The organism is Massilia varians (genome assembly GCF_027923905.1).
Lineage (GTDB): Bacteria > Pseudomonadota > Gammaproteobacteria > Burkholderiales > Burkholderiaceae_D > Telluria > Telluria varians_B.
Genome location: NZ_AP026966.1, coordinates 2,354,860 through 2,375,364, shown reverse-complemented (window position 1 = coordinate 2,375,364; position 20,505 = coordinate 2,354,860). Strand labels below are relative to the sequence as shown.

General features: G+C 68.2%; 22 protein-coding genes. 12 read left to right on the top strand and 10 right to left on the bottom strand.

The window, feature by feature from the left end:
- The first annotated feature begins 49 nt into the window (after positions 1-49).
- On the top strand, positions 50-559 hold the full coding sequence (locus tag MasN3_RS10805) for a DUF1993 domain-containing protein (protein ID WP_281914058.1): 510 nt from the start codon (positions 50-52) through the stop codon (positions 557-559).
- 11 nt (positions 560-570) lie between these two features.
- On the opposite strand, the gene MasN3_RS10800 is transcribed toward MasN3_RS10805, so the two are convergent.
- Together MasN3_RS10800 and MasN3_RS10795 are read right to left on the bottom strand one after the other, a co-directional pair.
- Positions 571-810: a DUF1289 domain-containing protein gene (locus tag MasN3_RS10800; RefSeq protein WP_281914056.1), complete on the bottom strand. Its 240-nt coding sequence runs from the start codon at positions 808-810 to the stop codon at positions 571-573.
- On the bottom strand, positions 791-1,360 hold the full coding sequence (locus MasN3_RS10795) for a DUF1415 domain-containing protein (RefSeq protein WP_281914055.1): 570 nt from the start codon (positions 1,358-1,360) through the stop codon (positions 791-793). Before MasN3_RS10795 ends, MasN3_RS10800 begins: the two co-directional genes overlap by 20 nt.
- A gap of 316 nt (positions 1,361-1,676) precedes the next feature.
- Here MasN3_RS10795 and MasN3_RS10790 point away from each other — a divergent pair, with 316 nt between their 5' ends.
- The 4 genes from MasN3_RS10790 (at position 1,677) to selD (ending at position 7,351) form a co-directional block, all read left to right on the top strand.
- Positions 1,677-3,017 (top strand): transglycosylase SLT domain-containing protein, encoded by a 1,341-nt coding sequence (locus tag MasN3_RS10790; RefSeq protein ID WP_281914054.1) that lies wholly within the window; start codon positions 1,677-1,679, stop codon positions 3,015-3,017.
- 392 nt (positions 3,018-3,409) lie between these two features.
- A complete protein-coding gene (locus MasN3_RS10785) occupies positions 3,410-5,101 on the top strand; it encodes a DEAD/DEAH box helicase (protein WP_281914053.1) in 1,692 nt (563 codons plus the stop codon).
- 197 nt (positions 5,102-5,298) lie between these two features.
- Positions 5,299-6,294 (top strand): selenoneine biosynthesis selenosugar synthase SenB, encoded by a 996-nt coding sequence (gene senB / locus MasN3_RS10780; protein ID WP_281914052.1) that lies wholly within the window; start codon positions 5,299-5,301, stop codon positions 6,292-6,294.
- Position 6,295: 1 nt separating this feature from the next.
- Entirely contained in the window at positions 6,296-7,351 is a 1,056-nt protein-coding gene (gene selD / locus MasN3_RS10775; RefSeq protein ID WP_281914050.1) for a selenide, water dikinase SelD, read from the top strand.
- Between the two features lie 17 nt (positions 7,352-7,368).
- Here the strand turns inward: selD and MasN3_RS10770 are convergent, their stop codons facing one another.
- The 4 genes from MasN3_RS10770 to egtD all read right to left on the bottom strand — a co-directional run bounded on the left by MasN3_RS10770 (position 7,369) and on the right by egtD (position 10,819).
- On the bottom strand, positions 7,369-7,560 hold the full coding sequence (locus MasN3_RS10770; protein ID WP_281914049.1) for a hypothetical protein: 192 nt from the start codon (positions 7,558-7,560) through the stop codon (positions 7,369-7,371).
- A 129-nt stretch (positions 7,561-7,689) separates the two neighbouring features.
- The gene (locus tag MasN3_RS10765; protein ID WP_281914048.1) at positions 7,690-8,625 is read right to left on the bottom strand and encodes a YihY/virulence factor BrkB family protein; all 936 of its coding nucleotides are present in this window, start codon (positions 8,623-8,625) and stop codon (positions 7,690-7,692) included.
- Positions 8,622-9,848, bottom strand: a complete 1,227-nt coding sequence (gene egtB, locus MasN3_RS10760; protein ID WP_281914046.1) for an ergothioneine biosynthesis protein EgtB — start codon at positions 9,846-9,848, stop codon at positions 8,622-8,624. Before egtB ends, MasN3_RS10765 begins: the two co-directional genes overlap by 4 nt.
- On the bottom strand, positions 9,848-10,819 hold the full coding sequence (gene egtD, locus MasN3_RS10755) for an L-histidine N(alpha)-methyltransferase (RefSeq protein ID WP_281914044.1): 972 nt from the start codon (positions 10,817-10,819) through the stop codon (positions 9,848-9,850). Before egtD ends, egtB begins: the two co-directional genes overlap by 1 nt.
- 165 nt (positions 10,820-10,984) lie before the next feature.
- Between egtD and MasN3_RS10750 the strand changes: the two genes are divergently transcribed.
- From MasN3_RS10750 to MasN3_RS10725, 6 genes are all read left to right on the top strand, one after another.
- Positions 10,985-11,872 (top strand): putative selenate ABC transporter substrate-binding protein, encoded by an 888-nt coding sequence (locus tag MasN3_RS10750; protein ID WP_281914043.1) that lies wholly within the window; start codon positions 10,985-10,987, stop codon positions 11,870-11,872.
- Positions 11,873-11,903: 31 nt separating this feature from the next.
- On the top strand, positions 11,904-12,731 hold the full coding sequence (locus MasN3_RS10745; protein WP_281914041.1) for a phosphonate ABC transporter ATP-binding protein: 828 nt from the start codon (positions 11,904-11,906) through the stop codon (positions 12,729-12,731).
- A complete protein-coding gene (locus MasN3_RS10740) occupies positions 12,731-13,552 on the top strand; it encodes a PhnE/PtxC family ABC transporter permease (protein WP_281914040.1) in 822 nt (273 codons plus the stop codon). The genes MasN3_RS10745 and MasN3_RS10740 overlap by 1 nt, the downstream gene beginning before the upstream one ends.
- Complete coding sequence (phnE, locus tag MasN3_RS10735; protein WP_281914039.1) at positions 13,549-14,340, top strand: phosphonate ABC transporter, permease protein PhnE; 792 nt, start codon at positions 13,549-13,551, stop codon at positions 14,338-14,340. The genes MasN3_RS10740 and phnE overlap by 4 nt, the downstream gene beginning before the upstream one ends.
- A gap of 7 nt (positions 14,341-14,347) precedes the next feature.
- A complete protein-coding gene (locus MasN3_RS10730) occupies positions 14,348-14,992 on the top strand; it encodes an ABC transporter ATP-binding protein (RefSeq protein ID WP_281914037.1) in 645 nt (214 codons plus the stop codon).
- Between the two features lie 175 nt (positions 14,993-15,167).
- Entirely contained in the window at positions 15,168-15,455 is a 288-nt protein-coding gene (locus MasN3_RS10725) for a hypothetical protein (RefSeq protein WP_027864977.1), read from the top strand.
- 6 nt (positions 15,456-15,461) lie between these two features.
- Here the strand turns inward: MasN3_RS10725 and MasN3_RS10720 are convergent, their stop codons facing one another.
- From MasN3_RS10720 to MasN3_RS10705, 4 genes are all read right to left on the bottom strand, one after another.
- Positions 15,462-15,974, bottom strand: coding sequence for a hypothetical protein (locus tag MasN3_RS10720; protein WP_281914034.1), 513 nt, complete (start codon positions 15,972-15,974; stop codon positions 15,462-15,464).
- A gap of 68 nt (positions 15,975-16,042) precedes the next feature.
- Positions 16,043-16,981: a Ppx/GppA phosphatase family protein gene (locus MasN3_RS10715; protein ID WP_281914032.1), complete on the bottom strand. Its 939-nt coding sequence runs from the start codon at positions 16,979-16,981 to the stop codon at positions 16,043-16,045.
- Positions 16,982-17,068: 87 nt separating this feature from the next.
- Positions 17,069-18,217, bottom strand: coding sequence for a GGDEF domain-containing protein (locus MasN3_RS10710; RefSeq protein WP_281914031.1), 1,149 nt, complete (start codon positions 18,215-18,217; stop codon positions 17,069-17,071).
- A gap of 124 nt (positions 18,218-18,341) precedes the next feature.
- Positions 18,342-19,526 carry a GGDEF domain-containing protein gene (locus MasN3_RS10705; protein WP_281914030.1) on the bottom strand — a complete coding sequence of 395 codons (1,185 nt, stop codon included), beginning with the start codon at positions 19,524-19,526 and terminating at the stop codon, positions 18,342-18,344.
- A gap of 176 nt (positions 19,527-19,702) precedes the next feature.
- Here MasN3_RS10705 and MasN3_RS10700 point away from each other — a divergent pair, with 176 nt between their 5' ends.
- Positions 19,703-20,482: a transferase spermidine synthase gene (locus MasN3_RS10700; protein WP_281914029.1), complete on the top strand. Its 780-nt coding sequence runs from the start codon at positions 19,703-19,705 to the stop codon at positions 20,480-20,482.
- Positions 20,483-20,505: the final 23 nt, after the last annotated feature.

Genomic DNA, 20,505 nt, shown 5'->3' with positions numbered 1-20,505 from the left:
GCAGGACGCCACAAGACTTGTTATGATTGAATCTTTCTAGGGAGAAATTATGAGCCTGTCCATGTATTCTGCTTCGGTCCCCGTATTCCAGAAGATGCTGCGCGCCCTCGGCGGCGTGCTGGAGAAGGCCGAGGCCCACGCCCAGCAGCACAAGATCGAGCCGGCGGCCCTGCTGCAGGCGCGCCTGTTCCCGGACATGTTCCCGCTGGTGGGCCAGGTCCTGATCGCGACCGATTTCGCCAAGGGCGCGAGCGCGCGCCTGGCAGGAAGGGACGTGCCGCGCTACGACGACACCGAGCAGACTTTCGCCGAACTGCAGCAGCGCATCACCAAGACCCTGGGCTACATCGAGTCGCTGCCGCACGAGGCGTTCGAGGCGGCCGGCGAACGCGCCATCACCCACGGCGCCGGCGAGCGCGCCCGCCACTTCGAGCGCGGCGACGACTACCTCACCGGCTTCGTGCTGCCGAACTTCTTCTTCCACGTGACCACCGCCTACGCGATCCTGCGCCACAACGGAGTGCCGATCGGCAAGCGCGACTTCCTGGGCCTCTCATAGAGAGAGGGAGTTCAGGTGTTCCGGCGCGGGTAGCCCTGCGCCAGGATGCGCACCCACACCCGCTCCTTCTCCTCGGCGCTCATCGACACCCAGTGCGCCACCTCGATGTAGGTACGGCCGCAGCCGCGGCAGACTTCGTCGAAGGTGGTCGAGCACACCGCCACGCAGGGCGTGTCCGGCCGCGCCGGAGCGTCAGCCGCCGGGACGCCGGCCGCCGGGGCGCCGGCCGGATCAGCGTGCCGGTCCGACATCGAGCTTGTCCCAGCCTTCGTGGCCGAGCTGTTCCATGGTATCGATATTCTTCTCGAAGATTTCGGAAGCCTCCGGGAAGGCCTCGACCGCGCGGTCGATGCTGTCCTCGCGCAGCAGGTGCAGGATCGGGTACGGCGCCCGGTTGGTGTAGTTCGCGATGTCGTTCGGGTCGGTGTCCGCGAACTGGTAGTCCGGGTGGAAGCTGGCCACCTGCAGCTCGCCGTCGAGCTGCATGTCCTCGACCGCGGCATCGGCCACGTCCAGGAATTCGTTGTAGTCCTCGAAGTCGTTCAGCACGAAGGGATGGATCAGCAGCGTCGTGTCGACCTCCTCGGCCGGGGTGTCGGACAAGTGCTGCAGCTCGTCCATGAGCTGCTCCAGCAGCGCCTCGGGGGTGGTCGCGCTCGAGACGACATAGCGCACCTGCTCCTTCACATAGACGGACTTGGCGAAGGGGCACAGGTTCAGGCCGATGACGGCCCGTTCCAGCCAGCGGCGGGTGGCGGCGACGATCGCGTCGTCGTCGGCATTCGGATTTGCGGTACGCATGGATGACAAATAATAAGACGGTGGCAGAAGCCGGATTGTACGCACACTTTGCGTCCCCTCATAGATTGACACCTCCCGGCGGCTAGGCTAGAGGCATCCCGGATGAGGCAGGACCGGTTCTGGAATCGGCACCCTCCTGCTCCGATCTGGCGCGCATCTTACGACAATTTCCGTTTTCATGATGTCAATTCATGCAAATGAACTCTGGAAATTATTTTGTAACGAAGCGAGCCCATGCCTTGACTGACCCGAGCATGACTACGTACACTGCCCCATTGACCAGTACGTCCGTTCCCGGACGCAACATTGGAAAGCGATGCACGACATGATCCGCAAGACCGTAGCGACTGCCGCGCTGGCACTGCTGGCCACCTCCCCGCTCAGTTCCCCATTCGCCCATGCGATGGACAACGCCCCCGTAGCCGTGTCGAATCCGGCTGCGAACGCACTGAATGCCCGCCCTGCCGCGCCCCTGGCGCCGGGCCTGCTGAAGGTCGACGACTACAAGGAAACCGACGTCTGGGGCCGCATCCGCAGCGGCTATGCCATCCCCGACGTCGACAACAGCCTGGTGGCACGCCACACTCAGGCCTACAGCGCCCGTCCGGACAGCCTCAAGCGCATCTCCGGGCGCGCCTCGCCCTACCTGTTCCACATCGTCCAGGAACTGGAAAAGCGCGGGATGCCGACCGAACTGGCCCTGCTGCCGGTCATCGAATCGGCCTTCAACCCGCAAGCCCTGTCCACCGCCGACGCGGCCGGCTTGTGGCAGTTCGTGCCGGGCACCGGCAAGGACTTCAACCTGAAGCAGAACATGTTCAAGGACGAGCGCCGCGGCGTGCTGGCCTCGACCGACGCGGCCCTGACCTACCTGCAGCGCCTGTACACCATGTTCGGCGACTGGCAGCTGGCCCTGGCGGCCTACAACTGGGGCGAAGGCAACATCCAGCGCATCATCAAGAAGAACCAGGCGCTCGGCAAGGGCACCGATTTCGAAAGCCTGGCCGAGCTGATGCCGGCCGAAACCCGTAACTACTTACCCAAGCTGCAGGCGGTCAAGAACATCGTCGCCAATCCGGCGCAGTACAACGTGGCGCTGCCGGCGATCGACAACCAGCCCTATTTCACCGCCATCGACAAGACCAGCGACATCGACGTCGCCGTCGCCGCCCAGCTGGCCGAGATGTCGCTCGACGAGTTCCGCGCGCTCAATCCGCAGTTCAAGAAGCCGGTCATCACCGGCGGCGAGAAGACCAAGATCCTGCTGCCGAAGGAAAACGCCGAGAAGTTCCACCTGAACCTGGCCCAGTGGGGCCGCGAGCTGTCGACCTGGACCACCCACAAGATCACCAGCGCCCGCACCAGCATCACCGCGCTGGCATCGAAGTTCGGCACCACCCCGGAAGTCATCCGCCAAGCCAACAACATCCCGGCCAAGTCGACCATCAAGGCCGGCTCGACCATTCTGGTGCCGAAGGCCTCGGCCTCGCAGGCCGGCGACATCGCCGAGAACATCATCGAGAACGCGGTGGTGGCGTTCGAAGCTGAGCGCAGCCCGCGCGTGAAGGCCAGCAGCTCGCGCTACAAGGTCAAGGCAAGCACCTCGTCGAACAAGCGCATCGCACGCAACTCCTCGTCCAAGCGCAAGCAGCGCTGACCAAGGCATTGATCTATCGCAAGGCCGGTGCTTAAACCGGCCTTAAGCGTCTCCCGGTAGGGCCATCGGGGTGCATCGTCGCGTGCAGAATTTTCCGATCTGATGTATGATGTCGTTTGTGCGCTGCAATAACAAGTCCGAACACACAGGACCGCAGCGATGAACACAGCAGTACAACAAGCAGCATCGCAAGCCTTGGCGACAAACGATCGCCCTTCTTAAAAGCCCTCCCGCCCTGCGTGTCAGCATCCAGACACCGTCCCGGCGCAAAGCTTTTGTGCCGAAATTTCTTTCATTTCTGAGTCATTTCGTAGTGTTGGTTCGCGTTGCTATTTTGCGCTCGTCATCTTGACACGCGCGATCATGATTTAATTCCGAAAGTAAAAGTACACATGAGTTTTGAAGCACTAGGTTTACACGCGTCGCTCGTCAAGGCAGTAGCAAGCGCCGGCTATACCAAGCCGACTCCGGTCCAGGAGCAGGCCATCCCTGCCGGCATCGCCGGCCGCGACCTGCTGGTCTCGTCGCAGACCGGCTCGGGCAAGACCGCCGCATTCATGCTGCCGGCCCTGAACAAGCTGGCCAACATGGAGCCAACGGCTGCGGCCCGCACCCCGGCGCAGAACGCGCAGTCGGCGCGCGCCCGTGGCGAACGCGTCCGCTTTACCCCGGCCCAGCCGAAGATGCTGGTCCTGACCCCGACCCGCGAACTGGCACTGCAGGTGACCACCGCGACCGAACAATATACGACCGACATGCGCCGCATCCGCGCCGTGTCGATCCTGGGCGGCATGCCCTATCCGAAGCAGATGCAGCTGCTGTCGAAGAACCCGGAAATCCTGGTGGCCACCCCGGGCCGCCTGATCGACCACATGGAGTCGGGCAAGATTGACTTCTCCCAGCTCGAGATCCTGGTGCTGGACGAAGCCGACCGCATGCTGGACATGGGCTTCATCGAAGACATCGAGAAGATCGTCGCCGCCACCCCGGACACCCGCCAGACCATGCTGTTCTCGGCCACGCTGGACGGCGTGGTGGGCAACATGGCGCGCCGCATCACCAAGGATCCGCAGACGATCCAGATCATGAGCGCCGCCAACCGCCACGAGAACATCGTGCAGAAGGTGCACTTTGTCGACGACCTGTCGCACAAGAACCGCCTGCTCGACCACCTGCTGCGTGACGAGTCGATGGACCAGGCCGTGGTGTTCACCGCGACCAAGCGCGACGCCGACATGATCGCCGACCGCCTGAACATCGCCGGCTTCGCGGCCGCCGCCCTGCACGGCGACATGCACCAGGGCGCGCGCAACCGCACCCTGGACGGCATGCGCCGCGGCCAGGTGCGCGTGCTGGTGGCGACCGACGTCGCCGCCCGCGGCATCGACGTGCCCACCATCACCCACGTGGTGAACTACGACCTGCCGAAGTTCCCCGAGGACTACGTGCACCGTATCGGCCGTACCGGCCGCGCCGGCCGCAACGGTCTCGCGATCTCGCTGGTGAACCACGCCGAGAACATGAACGTGCGCCGCATCGAGCGCTTCACCAAGCAGACCATCCCGGTCGACGTGGTGGAAGGCTTCGAGCCGAAGCGCGCCGCCCCGACCCGTTCGGCCAGCCGTCCGGGCTGGAAGCCGGGCGACGGCCGCAACAACGGCCACAAGCCGGGCCAGCGCAGCTTCGCCAAGCCGGGTTACGGCGACCGCGCACCGCGCGAGGGTGGCTATAACGGCGGCTATGGCGACCGTGCGCCCCGCGAAGGCGGCGGCTATGCCGATCGCGCCCCGCGCGAAGGCGGCTATGCCCGTCCGACCGAGAGCCGTTACGCCGACCGCGGTCCGCGTGAAGGCTACGGCGCCCCGCGCACCGGCGGCTACGGCGACCGTCCGCAGCGTGAAGGCGGCTACCGCCGTGACGCGGCCCCGCGCGAAGGCGCACCGGCAGGCGCCCCGCGCGAAGGCGGCTACCGCGGCAACCGCCCGGAAGGCGCTCGCTATGGCGAAAAGCGTGAAGGCGGCTACAACAAGTCGGCCCATCCGCGTTCGGCCAACGGCACCCGCCGTACCTTCGGCGATTACTGATCGCTAAATGCCTTATAAAAATGGCTGCCTTCGGGCAGCCATTTTTCATGGGGGTCAGGTCTGACATTTGGACACGGGCTGAACAATACATGAGCAAGACAATGCGTACGCAATGGCCGAGTTCGTGTCTGAATGTCAGACCTGACCCCGGGTGTGGCATCGTATAATCGCGCTCCTATTTCCTGGAGAACCCGGCAGTGCGCAAGCGCATCCTGATCGTCAGCCCAGCGACCGCCCGCGAGAACAACGGCAACTGGCAGACCGCCAGCCGCTGGGCGCGCTTCCTGCGCGGCCAGCACGCGGTGCGCATCGCCGGCGGCTGGTCAGCGCACGACCCGGCGCCGGACCTGCTGGTAGCCCTGCACGCGCGCCGCTCGGCCGCCGCGCTGGCCGCCTTTGCCGAGGCCCATCCAGAGCGGCCGTCGGTGCTGGTCCTGACCGGGACCGACCTCTACCGCGACATCGGCGTCGCCCCCGCCGCCCGCGCCTCGCTCGAACGCGCCCATGCCCTGGTGCTGCTGCAGCCGGCCGGCCTGGCGCTGCTGCCCGGGCACTTGCATGCGAAAGCGCACGTCATTTACCAGTCCGCCGCCGCCCTGCGCCCATACCGCCCTGGCACTACGCCGCGCTACCACGACATCTGCATGGTCGGCCACCTGCGTGAAGAGAAAGACCCGCTGACCTTCATCCGGGCCGCCGGCATGGTCACGCACGCGGCCGCGCGCCTGCTCCACATCGGCGGCGCGCTCGACCCCGGGCTGGGCCAGGCCGCCCTGGAAGCGCAGGCGGCCAATCCGCGCTACCGCTGGCTCGGCGCCCTGCCCCATGCGGCCGCGCGCCAGCGCCTGAAGCGCTGCCGCGCGATGGTCATCGCATCACGCATGGAAGGCGGCGCCAACGTGATCATCGAAGCCGTGAGCTGCGGCGTGCCGGTGCTGGCCTCCGATATCAACGGCAACCGCGGCATGCTGGGCGAGGACTACGCAGGCTACTTCGCGCCGGGCGATGCGGGCGCGCTGGCGCGGCTCATCGACCGGATCATCGGCGAGCCCGGCTTCGACGTCCTGCTGCGGCGCCAGTGCGCGGCGCGCGCCGCCCTGTTCGCGCCCGGCGCCGAGCAAGCGGCCGTGCGCGACTTGGTGGATAATCTGCTCCTTCAAGCGCCCGGCGCGACCACCAACATGAAAGACTAGGATGAGCACGACGACTGACCAACCCATCAAACTGACTTCGTTCTCGCACGGCGGCGGCTGCGGCTGCAAGATCGCGCCGGGCGTTCTGTCCGAGATCCTGAGCAAGTCGGCCGGTTTCCCGGTCCCGAAAGAGCTGATGGTCGGCATCGAGACGGCCGACGACGCCGCCGTCTACAAGCTCAACGACGAGCAGGCCCTGATCGCCACCACCGACTTCTTCATGCCGATCGTCGACGATCCTTTCGACTTCGGCCGCATCGCCGCGACCAATGCGATCTCGGACGTGTACGCGATGGGCGGCACCCCGATCATGGCCCTGGCCCTGGTCGGCATGCCGGTCAACAAGCTGCCGCTCGAGACCATCGGCCAGATCATCCGCGGCGGTGAGTCCATCTGCGCCGAGGCCGGCATCCCGATCGCCGGCGGCCATACCATCGACTCGGTGGAGCCGATCTACGGCCTGGTGGTGATGGGGCTGGTGCATCCCTCGAAGGTCAAGCGCAATGCCGATGCCAGAGCCGGCGACGTGCTGGTGCTCGGCAAGCCGCTCGGCGTCGGCGTGCTGTCCGCCGCGCTGAAGAAGGATGCGCTGGGCGCCGACGGCTACGCGGCCATGATCGCCAACACCACCAAGCTGAACAAGCCTGGCCGCCTGCTGGCCGAGATGCCGGGCGTGCACGCCATGACCGACGTCACCGGCTTCGGCCTGCTGGGCCACCTGCTGGAACTGGCGCGCGGCGCGAAATTGTCGGCCACGCTGGAGATGGACAAGGTGCCGCTGCTGCCCGGCGTGCTGCAACTGGCGCAAGACGGTTTCTTCACCGGGGCATCGAGCCGCAACTGGGATGCCTACGGCAAGGACGTGGAACTCGGGTCCGCCGTCACGCCGGCCCAGCGCGCGCTGCTGACCGACCCGCAGACCTCGGGCGGCCTGCTGGTGTCCTGCGATCCGGCCAGCGTCGACGAGGTGCTGGCGCTGTTCGCCCGTGAAGGTTTCAATGACGCGGCCGTGGTCGGCCGCATGGGCGAAGGCGATCCGCGCGTCAGCGTCGCCTGAGCCAGGACGACGCGCCCTTACAAGCCGCCGCCCTCCTCCATGCCGATGGCGCCGCCTTCGCCCTCGGCATGGCCTGCCGCTGGAAACCGGAGCGGCATCGGTGCGCTCAGCGACAGCGCGACCGCGCTCAACACCAGTACGACGAGCAGCAGCACCACCAGCGCAAGCACGACCGGCAGCGGAAGGACGATAGCGACTGTTTGGCTCATGGCATCTCCGATTCAATGAACTTGCGCACGCTTGAGCAAACCCAAGCCGATCACACAAATTCATACTGTGCCATTGCGCTAGATAAATAAATTGACGAAGCGCAACTCACCCGCGCTGCATCGTCGCGCTCAGGCCGGCGGCTCCGTCTGCATCGGTTCCGGCGGCCGGTCGACCAGGCCGTGCCCGACGCGCTCGTACTCGGCAATCACCTGGGCGCCGAGCAGCAGCAGCGTGGCCGCGATCTCGAGGCTGAACATGACCACGATCGCCGTCGTCATCGAGCCGTACACGAGATTCACCTGCGACAGGGTCGAAAAATACCAGACCAGCACCCGTCGCGCGATTTCCCACAGCAGCGCCGCGCTGACGCCGCCGATCAGCGCATGCCACAGCGACAGACGGCCGACCGGCATCACCAGGTAGATCGAGGTCAGCACCAGGATTTCGCCGAACAGCCCGAGCAGGTAGAGCAGCGCGCCCGAGACGCCGCCCAGCGACCACTGGACGCCGAACAGCCAGATGCTCTCCTTGCCCAGCACCTCGAGCGCGCCGGCCACCAGGGTCACGATCATGACGCCGACGCCCAACGCCAGGATGTAGCAGTACGGCAGCACGGCCGACACCAGGAAGTGGCGGCGCCGCACCGTCACCCGGTGGATGAAGATCACGCTCATCGCGTTCTCCAGCACCGTGAAGGCGAGCGAACTGAAGAACAGCATGGTGCCGCCCAGCACCCAGGTGATCAGCTCGCGGTTCTCGAGGAAGTGCGCCACCTCGTCCACGATCGGCTGCGACTGCCCCGGCACCAGCATGCCCAGGTAGCGCTGCAGGGTCTCGAGCAGCTCGGCCTGTTCGATGAAGTGGGACAGCGCCACCACCGCCAGCATCAGGAAGGGCACGATCGACAGCAGCGCGTAATAGGCGACCGCGCCGGCCAGCAGCAGGCCCTGGTTGGCACGGAAGCCCCGGATGACCTGCAGGGTGAAATTGAGCGGGTGCGCCAGGATCCAGGCATTGGCGCGCTGGTCCAGCAGGCGCTCGCGCCAGCTCCTGCGGCGCGTCATCGGGCCAGCCTGATCCCGGTGAACTGCCAGCGCGCCCCGGCCGGGAAGAAGTTACGGTAGCTGGCCCGCGCATGGCCATCGGGCGTGGCGCAGGACGAGCCGCGCAGCACGTACTGGTTGACCATGAACTTGCCGTTGTATTCGCCGATGGCGCCGGCCGCCGGCGCATAGCCGGGATAAGGCGCGTAGCTGCTGCTGGTCCACTGCCAGCAGGCCCCGAACATCTGCAGCAGGCCGTCGCCTTCGGCCGCTTCCGGGTGCAGGGCGCCGCCGCTGAGCGAGGCCTGGCGCGCGGCGAATTCCCACTCGGCCTCGGTCGGCAGGCGCGCCCCCCGCCAGCGCGCATAGGCGTCGGCCTCGTACAGCGACACGTGGGTGACCGGGCGCGCCGGGTCCAGCGCCTGCACCCCGTGCAGGGTGAATTCGTCCCAGTCGCCGTCGTCGCGGCCGATCCAGTACAGCGGCTGCGTCATCTCGCCGCTGCACACCCGGTCCCAGCCTTCGGCCAGCCACAGGGAGGGATCGCGGTAGCCGCCGGCCCGGACGAACTCCAGGTATTCGCCGTTGGTGACCAGGCGCGAGGCCAGCGCGAAGGGCGCGACATAGGTGCGGTGGCGCGGCAGTTCGTTGTCGAAGCAGAAGCCGCCGCCGCCGTAGCCGATTTCGGCCAGGCCGCCGTCGTACGCGATCCATGCGGTCGGTTCGGGCGCCATCCCGGCTTCCATCTCCTGCGGCGAATAGGCGGGATATAGCGGGTTCTGGGCCAGCAGGTGCTTGAGGTCGGTGAGCATCAGTTCCTGGTGCTGCTGCTCGTGCTGCAGGCCCAGTTCCAGCAGCCCGGCGACCTCAGGCCCGGCGCCTGTTGCCAGCAGCCTGGCGATGCGGCCGTCGACATCGACGCGGTAGGCGCGCACCTCGTCCAGCGTCGGCCGCGTGAGCAGGCCGCGCCGGGGGCGCGGGTGCTTGGCGCCGATGCCGTTGTAGTAGGAGTTGAACAGCACCCGGAAAGCCGGATGGAAGGGCGCGAAGCCGGGCTCGTGCGCTTCGAGGATGAAGGTTTCGAAGAACCAGGTGGTGTGCGCCAGGTGCCACTTGACGGGGCTGGCGTCGGGCATCGACTGCGCGCAGCAGTCCTCGCTAGATAAGGGCGCGGCGATCTCGAGCGAGCGGCGGCGCACCCGGTCGAAGGCGTGCAGGAGGTCTTCGCGCTGCCCGATGCCCATCAGCGGATCGCCTGTGCGTGGATCACCGCGAACCAGCGCTGCGGATCGGTCCACACGCGGGTGGCCTCGAACCCGGAACGCTCCAGCAAGGCGATCGCATCGGCCTGCTGGTACTTGTAGCTGTTCTCGGTGTGGATGCGCTCGCCCGGCTCGAACACGCGCGAGCAGGCCTTGCCGCCGCAGTTCCAGTGCACTTCTTGCCGGCGCACCGCTTCCAGGTGCATCTCGACGCGGCCGCGCTCGGGCTGGTAGACGCCGTGGTGGCGCCAGGCGCGGATGTCGAAGTCGGCCCCGACCAGGTGGTTCACGTGGCGCAGCACGTTCAGGTTAAAGGCCGCGGTGACCCCGAGGGCGTCGTCGTAGGCGGCGTCGAGCGTGGCCTTGTCCTTGGCCAGGTCGACGCCGATCAGGACCCCGCCATCGTCGCCGCATTGAAGGCGCAGGCGGCCGAGAAAAGCCAGCGCTTCGTCCGGGGTGAAGTTGCCAATCGAGGAGCCGGGGTAGAAGAACAGGCGGCGCGCCGCGCGCACCTGCGGGGGCAGCTCGAAGCGGCTGGAAAAGTCCATGCCGAGGGCTTCCATGGCGATCTGCGGGAAGCGCTGGCGCAGGCGTTCGAGGGCCTCGCGCAGGAAGCCGGTCGAGATGTCGACCGCCACGTACTGGGAAGGCGCCAGCACCGGGAACAGCGCGGCCGCCTTGGCGCAGTTGCCCGCGCCCAGGTCGACCAGGGTCGCACCAAGGCCGGCCACGCGCGCGATCTCGGCGCCGTGGCGGGCGAAGATCGCGGCCTCGGTGCGGGTCGGGTAATACTCGGGCAGTTCGCAGATGGCTTCGAACAGCTTCGAGCCGAGCGCATCGTAGAGGAACTTGGGCGAGATCCAGGCGCCAGGGGCCTGGAGACCGGCATGCAGCTCGTCCGCCACATGGGCATTGGCGGCGCGCGGGCGGTCTTGCGTGCAGGAGATGTGCATAAGCGTTATCATTCGTGCCGCCACACCGCCGGATGCGCCATGGCCTAGGGTTGAGTTGCTGTTTTTACCATAATAGCGGATTCCCGATTTTCGCCGCTTCCCGCAGCCGTGCTGCCGTGACGTCCCCGGTTCACCACTTTCCAATACTTAACAAGAATGCCAACCATGACCTCGTTCTCGTCTTCGCGTGTCCTGAAAACCTTCCTCGTCGCCGCCACGGCAGGCCTGAGCTTCGCCGCCGCCGGTGGGGCCTATGCTCAGAACACGCCGGGCGTGCTGCGCGTCTCGGCCATCCCCGACGAAGCGCCGACCGAGCTGCAGCGCAAGTTCGAGCCGCTGGGCAAGTACCTGTCCAAGGCCACCGGCCTGAAGGTCGAGTTCACCCCGGTGACTGACTACGCGGCCTCGGTCGAAGGCCTGATCAACCGCAAGATCGACATGGTCTGGTTCGGCGGCTTCACCTTCGTGCAGGCCAACGTGCGCAGCAAGGGCCAGGTCGTGCCGCTGGTGCAGCGCGCCGAGGACGAGAAATTCCGCTCGGTCTTCATCACGACCAAGCCCGACATCAACAAGCTGGAAGACCTGAAAGGCAAGACCCTGTCCTTCGGTTCCGAATCGTCGACCTCGGGCCACCTGATGCCGCGCTCCTTCCTGCTGGGCGCGAAGATCAACCCGGACACCGACCTGAAGCGCGTCGCCTTCTCGGGCGCGCATGACGCCACCGTGGCCGCGGTCGCGGGCGGCAAGGTCGACGCCGGCGCACTCAACATCTCGGTGTGGGACAAGCTGGTGGAAGCGAAGAAGGTCGACCCCAAGGTGGTGCGCGTGTTCTACACCACGCCCGGCTACTATGACTACAACTGGACCGTGCGCAGCGACATGAGCCCGGCCCTGCAGAAGAAGATCACCGACGCCTTCCTGGCGCTGGACGCCTCGACCCCGGAAGGCAAGCAGATCCTGGACCTGCAGCGCGCCACCAGGTTCGTCCCGACCAAGACCGCGAACTACCAGGCGATCGAAGCCGCGGCGCGCAACGCCGGCCTGCTGAAGTAATCCGGGAGCACTGCAAGGTAGAACCAGCGCGATGACTTTTCGGCTCGAGCAACTCACGGTACGCCACCTGGCGGCCACGGCGCAGGCGAGCGCCGCCCTGCATGAACTCGACCTGGAGGTCGCGCCCGGCGAGCAGCTGGCCCTGATCGGCCCTTCGGGGGCCGGCAAGACCACCCTGCTCGCCACCCTCGGCTGCGCCCACCGCCCGCAGCCCTCGGACGTGGGCGGCTTCTCCGTGTTCGGGCAAGATCCCTGGGCCTTGCCGCAAGCGGCGCGCCACCGCCTGCGCGCGCGCCTGTTCCTGGCGCCGCAGACGCCGCCGCTGCCGCCGCGCCAGCGCGTGGTCACCGCGGTGCTGGCCGCGCGCCTGCCCCACATGAGCCTGTGGCAGGCCTTTGCCTCGCTGGTGCGCCCGAGCGACCCGGACGCGGCGCATGCGGCGCTGGCGCGCTTCGGCCTGGGCGACAAGCTGTATGCGCGCGTCGACCGCCTGTCGGGCGGCGAGCGCCAGCGCTGCGGCCTGGCGCGCCTGCTGCTCTCCAGCGCCGAAGCCTTCCTGGTCGACGAACCGATCTCCGCGCTCGACCCGGCGCTGGCCCGCCACACCCTGGCCACGCTGCAGCAGGAAGCGAGCGAGCGCAAGGCCAGCCTGGTATGCAGCCTGCACCAGGTCGAGATGGCGCGCGCGCACTTCCCGCGCCTGGTCGGCCTGCGCGCGGGGCGGATCGTGTTCGACGCGGCCACCAGCGCGGTGAGCGACGCCATGATCGCCGCGCTGTACGAGAACGAGACCGTCGAAGCGCCCCCGCAGCACCCGCACGAGTCGCCCGAGCGGATCGCCGTCGGCGCCTGTTTCTGATGAAGGCCGCCCATCCGGACCCGGCCTGGCGCGGCCGCGTCACCGCGACCTTCGTCTGCCTGCTGCTGCTGTGGCCGATGCTGTCGGCGAGCGAGTTCAAGCCCTGGCTGCTGTTCGACGCGCAAAGCCTGGCCGCGGCCGGCCACTTCCTGGGCGATTTCCTGCGTCCCTCGCTGGAGGGCGAATTCCTGGCCATGGTGCTGCGCGAGACCTGGCAGACGGTGGCGATCGCCACCGCCGGCCTGTCCCTGGCCCTGCTGGGCGCGATCCCGGCCACGGTCCTGATCAGCGAGCGCCTGTCGATCTCGCGCCTCGGCACCGGGCGCATGCGCCCGCTCGCCAGCCTGGTGCGCCAGCTGCTGCGCTGGGTGCTGGTGCTGCTGCGCAGCGTGCCGGAACTGGTATGGGCGCTGCTGTTCGTGCGCCTCGCCGGCCTCGGGCCGACCGCCGGGGTGCTGGCCATCGCGCTGGCCTATTCGGGCATGCTGGCCAAGGTCTACGCCGAGATCCTGGAATCGTCCGATGCCCATGCGACGGACATCCTGCTGGCCAACGGCAGCGGACGCATTCCCAGCCTGCTGTACGGCGCCCTGCCGGAATCGAGCGCCGAACTGGTGTCCTACACCGTGTACCGCTGGGAGTGCGCGATCCGCGGCTCGGCGGTGATGGGTTTCGTCGGCGCCGGCGGCCTGGGCCAGCGCATGGAGGAATCCACCAAGATGATGGCGGGCGGCGAAGTGTCCACCATGCTGATCATGTTCGTGCTGCTGGTGGCGCTGGCCGACCTGGTCTCCAAACTGCTGCGCCGGAGGCTGGGTTGAAGCCCGGGCTGCCGCCGCCACCGCCGCGCCAGTGGGGCACCCTGCTCCTGCTGCTGGCGCTCGTCGCCCTGGTGACGGCGAGCTTCGCCTCGCTGCCGCTGCAATGGTCGGCCTTCTTCACGCCCGAGGCGCTGGCGTCAAGCGCCGAATTCCTGGCCGGCTTCACGCCGCCCGAGACCGCCCGGCCGTTTCTCATGAAGACCGCCGCTGCCCTGTGGGAGACGCTGGCGATGTCCCTGGTCGGCACCCTGCTGGCGGTCATTGGCGGCATGCTGCTGGCCCTGCCGGCGGCGGGACGGCTCGGGCAGTCGCTGCGCGGCCTGACCCGGGTGCTGCTCAACATCCTGCGCTCGATCCCGGAACTGGTGTGGGCCGCGCTGCTGCTGGTCGCGGCCGGCCTCGGTCCCTTTGCCGGCACCCTGGCGCTGGCCGCGCACACCAGCGGCGTGCTGGGACGGCTGTTCGCCGACGCCCTGGAAAACGTCGAGCCGCTGCCGGAAGCGAGCCTGCGCAGCAACGGCGCCGCGCCGCTTGCCGCCTTCCTGTACGCGACGCTGCCGCAGGCCCTGCCGCAGATGCTGTCCTATACCCTGTACCGCTGGGAGAACAACATCCGCGCCGCCGCCGTGCTGGGCGTGGTCGGCGCCGGCGGGCTGGGCCAGATGCTGAAATACCACCTGTCGCTGTTCCAGATGCAGAGCGCGGCCACGGCCGTGATCGCGATGCTGCTGCTGGTGGCCAGCGTCGATGCCCTCAGCTTCGCGCTGCGCCGTACCCTCACCCGCTAGGAGCGCCATGCTCGTCCTCGACAACCTGACCAAATCCTACGGCGGCCGCACCGTGCTGTCGCAGCTGTCGCATGCGTTTCGCGCCGGCGAGTTCGTCGCCATCATGGGCGAATCGGGGGTCGGCAAGTCGACCCTGCTGAACATCATCGCGGGCCTGGACGCGCCGGATGCGGGCCAGGTGATCGTGGACGGCACGCCGATGTCGGCGCTCGACGACGGCGCGGCGACGCGCCTGCGGCGCACCCGCATGGGCTTCATCTTCCAGGCCTTCCATGTGCTGCCGCACCTGACGCTGCGCCAGAACGTGGCGCTGCCGCTGCTGCTGAACCGCACGCCGGATACCCGCGCCGACGAGATGCTGGACGCGGTCGGCCTGGCCGGGCGCGGCAACGACTTCCCGCGCCAGCTGTCGGGGGGCGAGCTGCAGCGGGTCGCGATCGCCCGCGCGCTGGTGCATCGCCCCGCCCTGCTGCTGGCGGATGAACCGACCGGCAACCTCGACCCCGAGACCGCCGGCGGCATCCTCGACCTGCTGCGCCGCGAAACCCGTAGCAGCGGCGCCGGCGCCATCATGGTCACCCATTCCCACGCCGCGGCCGCCATGGCCGACCAAGTGCTGCTCCTGACACGTTCCGGATTGAAATTAGCGTAAATTCCCTGAAGAAAGACGCATGTTGCGGTCTGTTACGTTCAATTCGTGAAACGCGTGTGGCGTAATCGTAGTAATATCACAACGACCCCACCACCAGCTGTGACAAAAAGCAGGGGCTATTTCCAGAACAAGTCGATCCGTCCCGAATTATCGTTTTTATATTCGGAGAAGCACCATGAGCGTACGACAGAAAAAACAGGAAATGCTCGCCGCGATGCACCGGGCCCGCGCCCTGGAGCCGTCGAGCTTCGTGCCCAATAAACTGCTCGACACCCTGATCGAGCGCATGCAACTCAAGAATGATGCCGAGCTGTGCCGCGTACTGGAGGTGCAGCCGCCGATCATCAGCAAGATCCGCCACCGCAAGCTCAACGTCGGCGCCACGATCCTGCTGCGCATGCACGAGAAATCGAACATCCCGATCCGCGAACTCAAGGAACTCACCAGCGCCTCGGTCCACTAGTAGCGCTTATTCCTGGCTGGCCGGCGGCCGCCCGGTCTTGAGCTGCGGGAGCGCCGCCAGCACCGACTTGAGGGTCGCGATGTCGACCTGGCCCAGCAGCGCCACGCCGATGCGCAGCAGTTCGCTCTTCTTGACCTCGATGCCGGCGCGCAGGCAGGCCCCCTTAACCTCGGCAAGCACCGCGTATTCCTGCTCGGGCATGGTGAAGCTGTCGCGCACCAGCACCGGACGCGCGAGGTCGGCCTCGCGCACCGGGGCCGGGGCCTTGCGCGGGGCGCGTTTGGCCGCCGGGGCGGCGAGCGCCTTCGCCGCCGCCTTCGCGGCCGCCTTGACGCCGGGTTTGGCGGCTTTCACTGGCGCCGGTTTCGCGGCGGCCTTGGCGGCGGCGGGTTTTGCGGCGGGTTTTGCGGCGGGTTTTGCGGCGGCCTTCACGGCGGAGTTCGCCGCTTTGGCAGGCACGGCTTTCGCTCGCGCGCCTGGCTTGGCTGCCGCCGGGACGGCAGCGGACTTCCTGGGCATTCCTGACTCCATCATTCAACAAGCTAAACAATATAGTCGATGTGCCCGCGCAGCGCCAAGCCGCGGACCTACAAGGTGAGGTCGGCGCGCCGGTGCAGGTCCCACAGCGCGCCCACGCGCAGGCCGGCGTGCACCGGCACCACCTCGGCGACGCCGCACTCTTCCACCAGGGCGATCAGCAAGGCCAGTCCGCCGGCCAGGTAGGGCGCCCGCGTGGCGGCCGGCCAGGCCAGGCGTATCCGCGCCACATGGCCGGCGCGCAGGAAGCGCTCGCGCAGCGCGTGCAGGACTTCCGGCGTCAAGGCGCCGAGCCCGTCCTCCCGGGCGATCTCGCCGAGCGCGCGCACGGTGCCGCAGGCGCCGTAGGCCTGGCCCCAGCGGCGTCCGGCCAGTGCGGTCTCGGCGAAGCGGCTGCGCCCGGAACCGACCGCGGCGTCGAAACCGGCCGCGTCGATGCGGCCGTCGGCGAAGAAGCTCAGGCTCTGGCGCACCGCGCCCACCTTGAAGGACTCGATGCGCTCGATCGTCGGGCCGCGGCCCAGCACCAGTTCGGTCGAGGCGCCGCCGATGTCCACCACCAGGCGCGGCCCATCCTCCTGCCGCGCGGCGCGGGCGAGCGTGCTGGCCACGCCCAGGTAGACCAGGCGGCCGGCTTCGTCGCCGGCGATCGGCTCGATCGGGCGGCGCAGCGCTCGCTCGGCGGCCGGCAGGAACACCGGACCGTTGCGCGCCATGCGCAGCGCCACCGTTGCCACCGCCCGCACCGCCCGCGGGCGCCAGGCGTCCAGGGCCTCGGCGAAGCCGCGCAGGCAATGCAGGGCGCGCCGCATGGCCGCCTCGCACAGGCTGCCGTCCTCCTCGAACGAGGCGGCCAGCGCCACCCGCTCCGACAGGCTGGCCTCGAGCGCCAGTTCGCCGTGCTCGATGCGTCCGACGTGCAGGCGGAAGCTGTCGGAACCCAGTTCGACGGCGGCGTAGCGGGGACAATCGGTGGCGTGATGGATCATGGGCGGTCCGGCAAGGGCGATGCCGCAGGATACGTCCGCCATGTGACGGGATGGTGACGCGGGCGGATGGCCGCCCTCACGCAGGCCTTATGCCGGCACCACCAGCATCTGCGCACGCACCTGGTTGCGCCCTTCGTTCTTGGCCAGATAGACCGCCGCATCGGCCGCGGCAAACAAGTCCTTGATGCTCTGCCCCTGCGTCATGGCTGCCACGCCGATCGACACCGTCGCCTGCACTTTCGGCTTGCCGAGCAGGGGCGCCTGGGCGATGCCATGGCGGATGCGCTCCCCGATTTCCAGCGCGGCAGCCAGGGACGTGTCCGGCAGGACGACGACGAATTCCTCGCCGCCGAAACGCGCGCACACGTCGGCGCCGCGCAGGAAGGAGCGCAGGGCCTGGGCGAACGCGCGCAGGACGTCGTCGCCCACCATGTGACCGTATTCGTCGTTGATGTGCTTGAAGAAGTCGATGTCGAGCATCAGGATGGAGAACGGCCGGCCCGTGGCGGCGAAATGCGCCTGCTGGCGCTTGAGGACGTCGTCGAGCGCGCGGCGGCTCCATTGACCGGTCAGGGCATCGGTTGCCGCGTCGATCTCCACCTTCTGCAGCGCGACACGCAGTTGCGCCGCCAGCGAGGCATTGGCATGCTGTAAACGTATCCCCTCGATCAAGCGCTGGGAAATCGCGCGCGTGTAGTAGGCGGTCAGGGCGATGAACACGCTCAGGCCGGCGGCGTAGTCGAGCGCGCCCGGCCCGCCGCCCACCAGCAGCAATCCCGACACCGCTACCGCCCACAGGATGCCGATCTGCCCGTAATAGGCCACGACATAGGTGCCGTACACCTGAGCGTTGATCGAGGTGACGCCGCACAGCAGCGCCATCAGGATGGCGTCGAGCGCCGCATCATAGCCGATCAGGAACCAGGTCAGCAGCCCCCAGGCGAAGCCGTCGAGTCCGGCGATCCAGCGCAGCTGGACGTGGCGGCTTGCCAGCGTCGCGCCGGCGCCGATCATCCGTTGCAGCACCCACAGGCTGCCGGCCCAGATCGCGGCGGCGCTCCCCAGCCACAGCGCGATCGACTGCATGGGGACATGGTCGCGGCAAAACCACAAGGCGAGCAGCCATCCGGCCGGCGTGGTGCTCAATGCGCGGCGCAGCGCGATCGCACATTCCGAGATACCCGTCGCACGCGCAAGCGCGAGGTCGGATTCGCTGACTGGCTGAATGGGGGTCACGGGGTGAGGGCGCGCTGGTGAGGGATGTGCTGGAGTCGATATCTTGTCAGTTCGAAACAAAGATGTCCAGAACAAAACATCAGCCTGTTGTTGTCCGGCCCCTACGCCGGTCCGAGCCTTCCGCTCAGGCCTCGACGGGCGCGCCGTTCGCCTGGCTGACCCGGTTGCGCCCGGCCTGTTTGGCGGCGCGCAGGGCGTCGTCGGCACGCTGGAACAGGGTCACGGTGCTGTCTTCGGGACGGATCACGGTGACGCCGAAGCTGGCCGTCATGGCGATCATCGCGCGCTCGCTCTTGACCGGCGAACTGGCGATCGCCGCGCGGATGCGCTCGGCCACGAGCAGGGCTTCGTCGAGGTTGGTGCGCGGCAGCAGGATGGCGAACTCCACACCCACCAGGCGCCCCACCAGGTCGGAGTCGCGCAGCTGGCGCTTGCACAGTTCCACCACGTGGCGCAGCACGGCGTCGCCGGCTGGATGGCCGTAGCCGTCGTTGACGCGCTTGAACTGGTCGAGGTCGAGCACCACCAGGGCGGTCGGCAGACCGGGGCGGCGCGCCAGCGCCATCCAGGGCGCCAATGCGTGGAAGAAGCCGCGCCGGTTCGGCACGCCGGTGAGCGGGTCCACCACCTCGAGGCGCGCCAGTTCGCGCCCCAGGCGCTCGCGTGCCAGCAGCAGCACGCCGAAGGCATTGGCCAGCATCAGGAGATACAGCGCGGCGCTGGAGAGCTGGCGCAGCAGCTCGCTCGAGAGCCAGCGCCAGCCGCCCGGCAGCAGCAGCACCGACAGGCCGCGCGCCGCCACCAGCAGCGCCAGCACGGCGGTGGCCAGGGCCAGGAAGCGCTGCAGCAGGCTGGCCTCGCGCCAGCCGGCGGCCAGCGCCGCCGCACAGTTCAGGTAGAGGGCGCCGAGCAGCAGCGACGCGGCCAGGCTGCGAAGTCCATGCTCGTCGACCAGGTAGCACAGGAGGAAGACCAGGATCGCCGCCCCGCCCGCCGCCAGCGTCGGGCGGCGCCAGCCGTCGCGGCCCGCTTCCTGCCAGGACGCGCCGCCCTCGAGGGCGACGCCGGCGAACAGCAGCGCATAGCCGCCCGGCAGCGCCAGCGCTTCGGGCACCACGCCGGCCCCGCCCAGCGCCAGCAGGGTCCAGGCGCCGGCCTGCACCTGCTTGGCCAGCGCCCATGCGCTGAGCGCGGTCTGGGCGAAACCCTGGCGTACGGGGCCGTGGTCGAAGAAGGTCAGCAGCGCGCACAGGGCCAGGTTGCCCAGGGCCAGCACCAGCACCATCGTGGTCGCGTCCAGGTTCGTCATGTGTCGGTTCTACTGTCAGGTCCCGGATCCGACCAGGGCGACGCCTGTGGCGGTGATGGAGGGATGGTCCGGAAACACGGGGGATCGGTCTTGGTTCGGACGGCCAGCTTATCAGAAAGCGATGCCGCAGAACAAGCCGAAACCCTCCGCGGGGTGCGCTATCCTATACTGGCGCCATGTCCGCAGCGCCCGACCAGCCGCCCCCGCTTCCTCCGCCGATCGTCTCCACCCGGGGCGACCGCCGCACGCTCGAGTTCACCCCGGGCGACATCCAGAGCGAAATGCGGCTGTCGCGCCCGGACGCCCTGGTGCTGCCCTATGCGCGCGCCATGATGTGCTTCGCCCTGCTGGCGCCGCGCCCGCGCCACATCCTCATGGTGGGCCTGGGGGGCGGTTCGCTGGTGAAGTTCTGCCACCGCCACTTCCCACACGCGCGCATCACGGTGCTCGAAGTACGTGCCGACGTGATCGCCCTGCGCACGCAGTTCCAGGTCCCGCCCGACGACGCGCGGCTGTGCGTGCTGCATTGCGATGCCGCCGACTGGCTGGCGCGGGCCGGCACCGGCGAGGCCGACGTGCTGCTGGTCGACGGCTTCGACGCCGCCGGACTGCCCCCGGCGCTGGCCAGCGCCAGCTTCTATGCGCATTGCCGGCGCGCGCTGCGGCCCGGCGGCGTGCTGGCGGCAAACATCTTTACCTACGACCCCGGCTATGTGACCGCGGTGCAACGCCTGCAGGCGGCCTTCGATGGCCAGGTCTGTTGGCTGTCCGGCATCGCCGGCAACAACCAGATCCTGCTTGCCCAGCGCGCGGCGCATGGCAAGGCCGCGCCGGGCCGCACCCTGCGTTTTCTGCGCGACACCATGCGCAACCGCGGGCTCGGGGCCGCCCTCCCCAATCGCCTGCTGGCGCGCCTGCTCCTGGCGTGGCTGTCATGGCGGCCCCATCCGGGATGAAACGCGCGTGCGACATTTCGTTT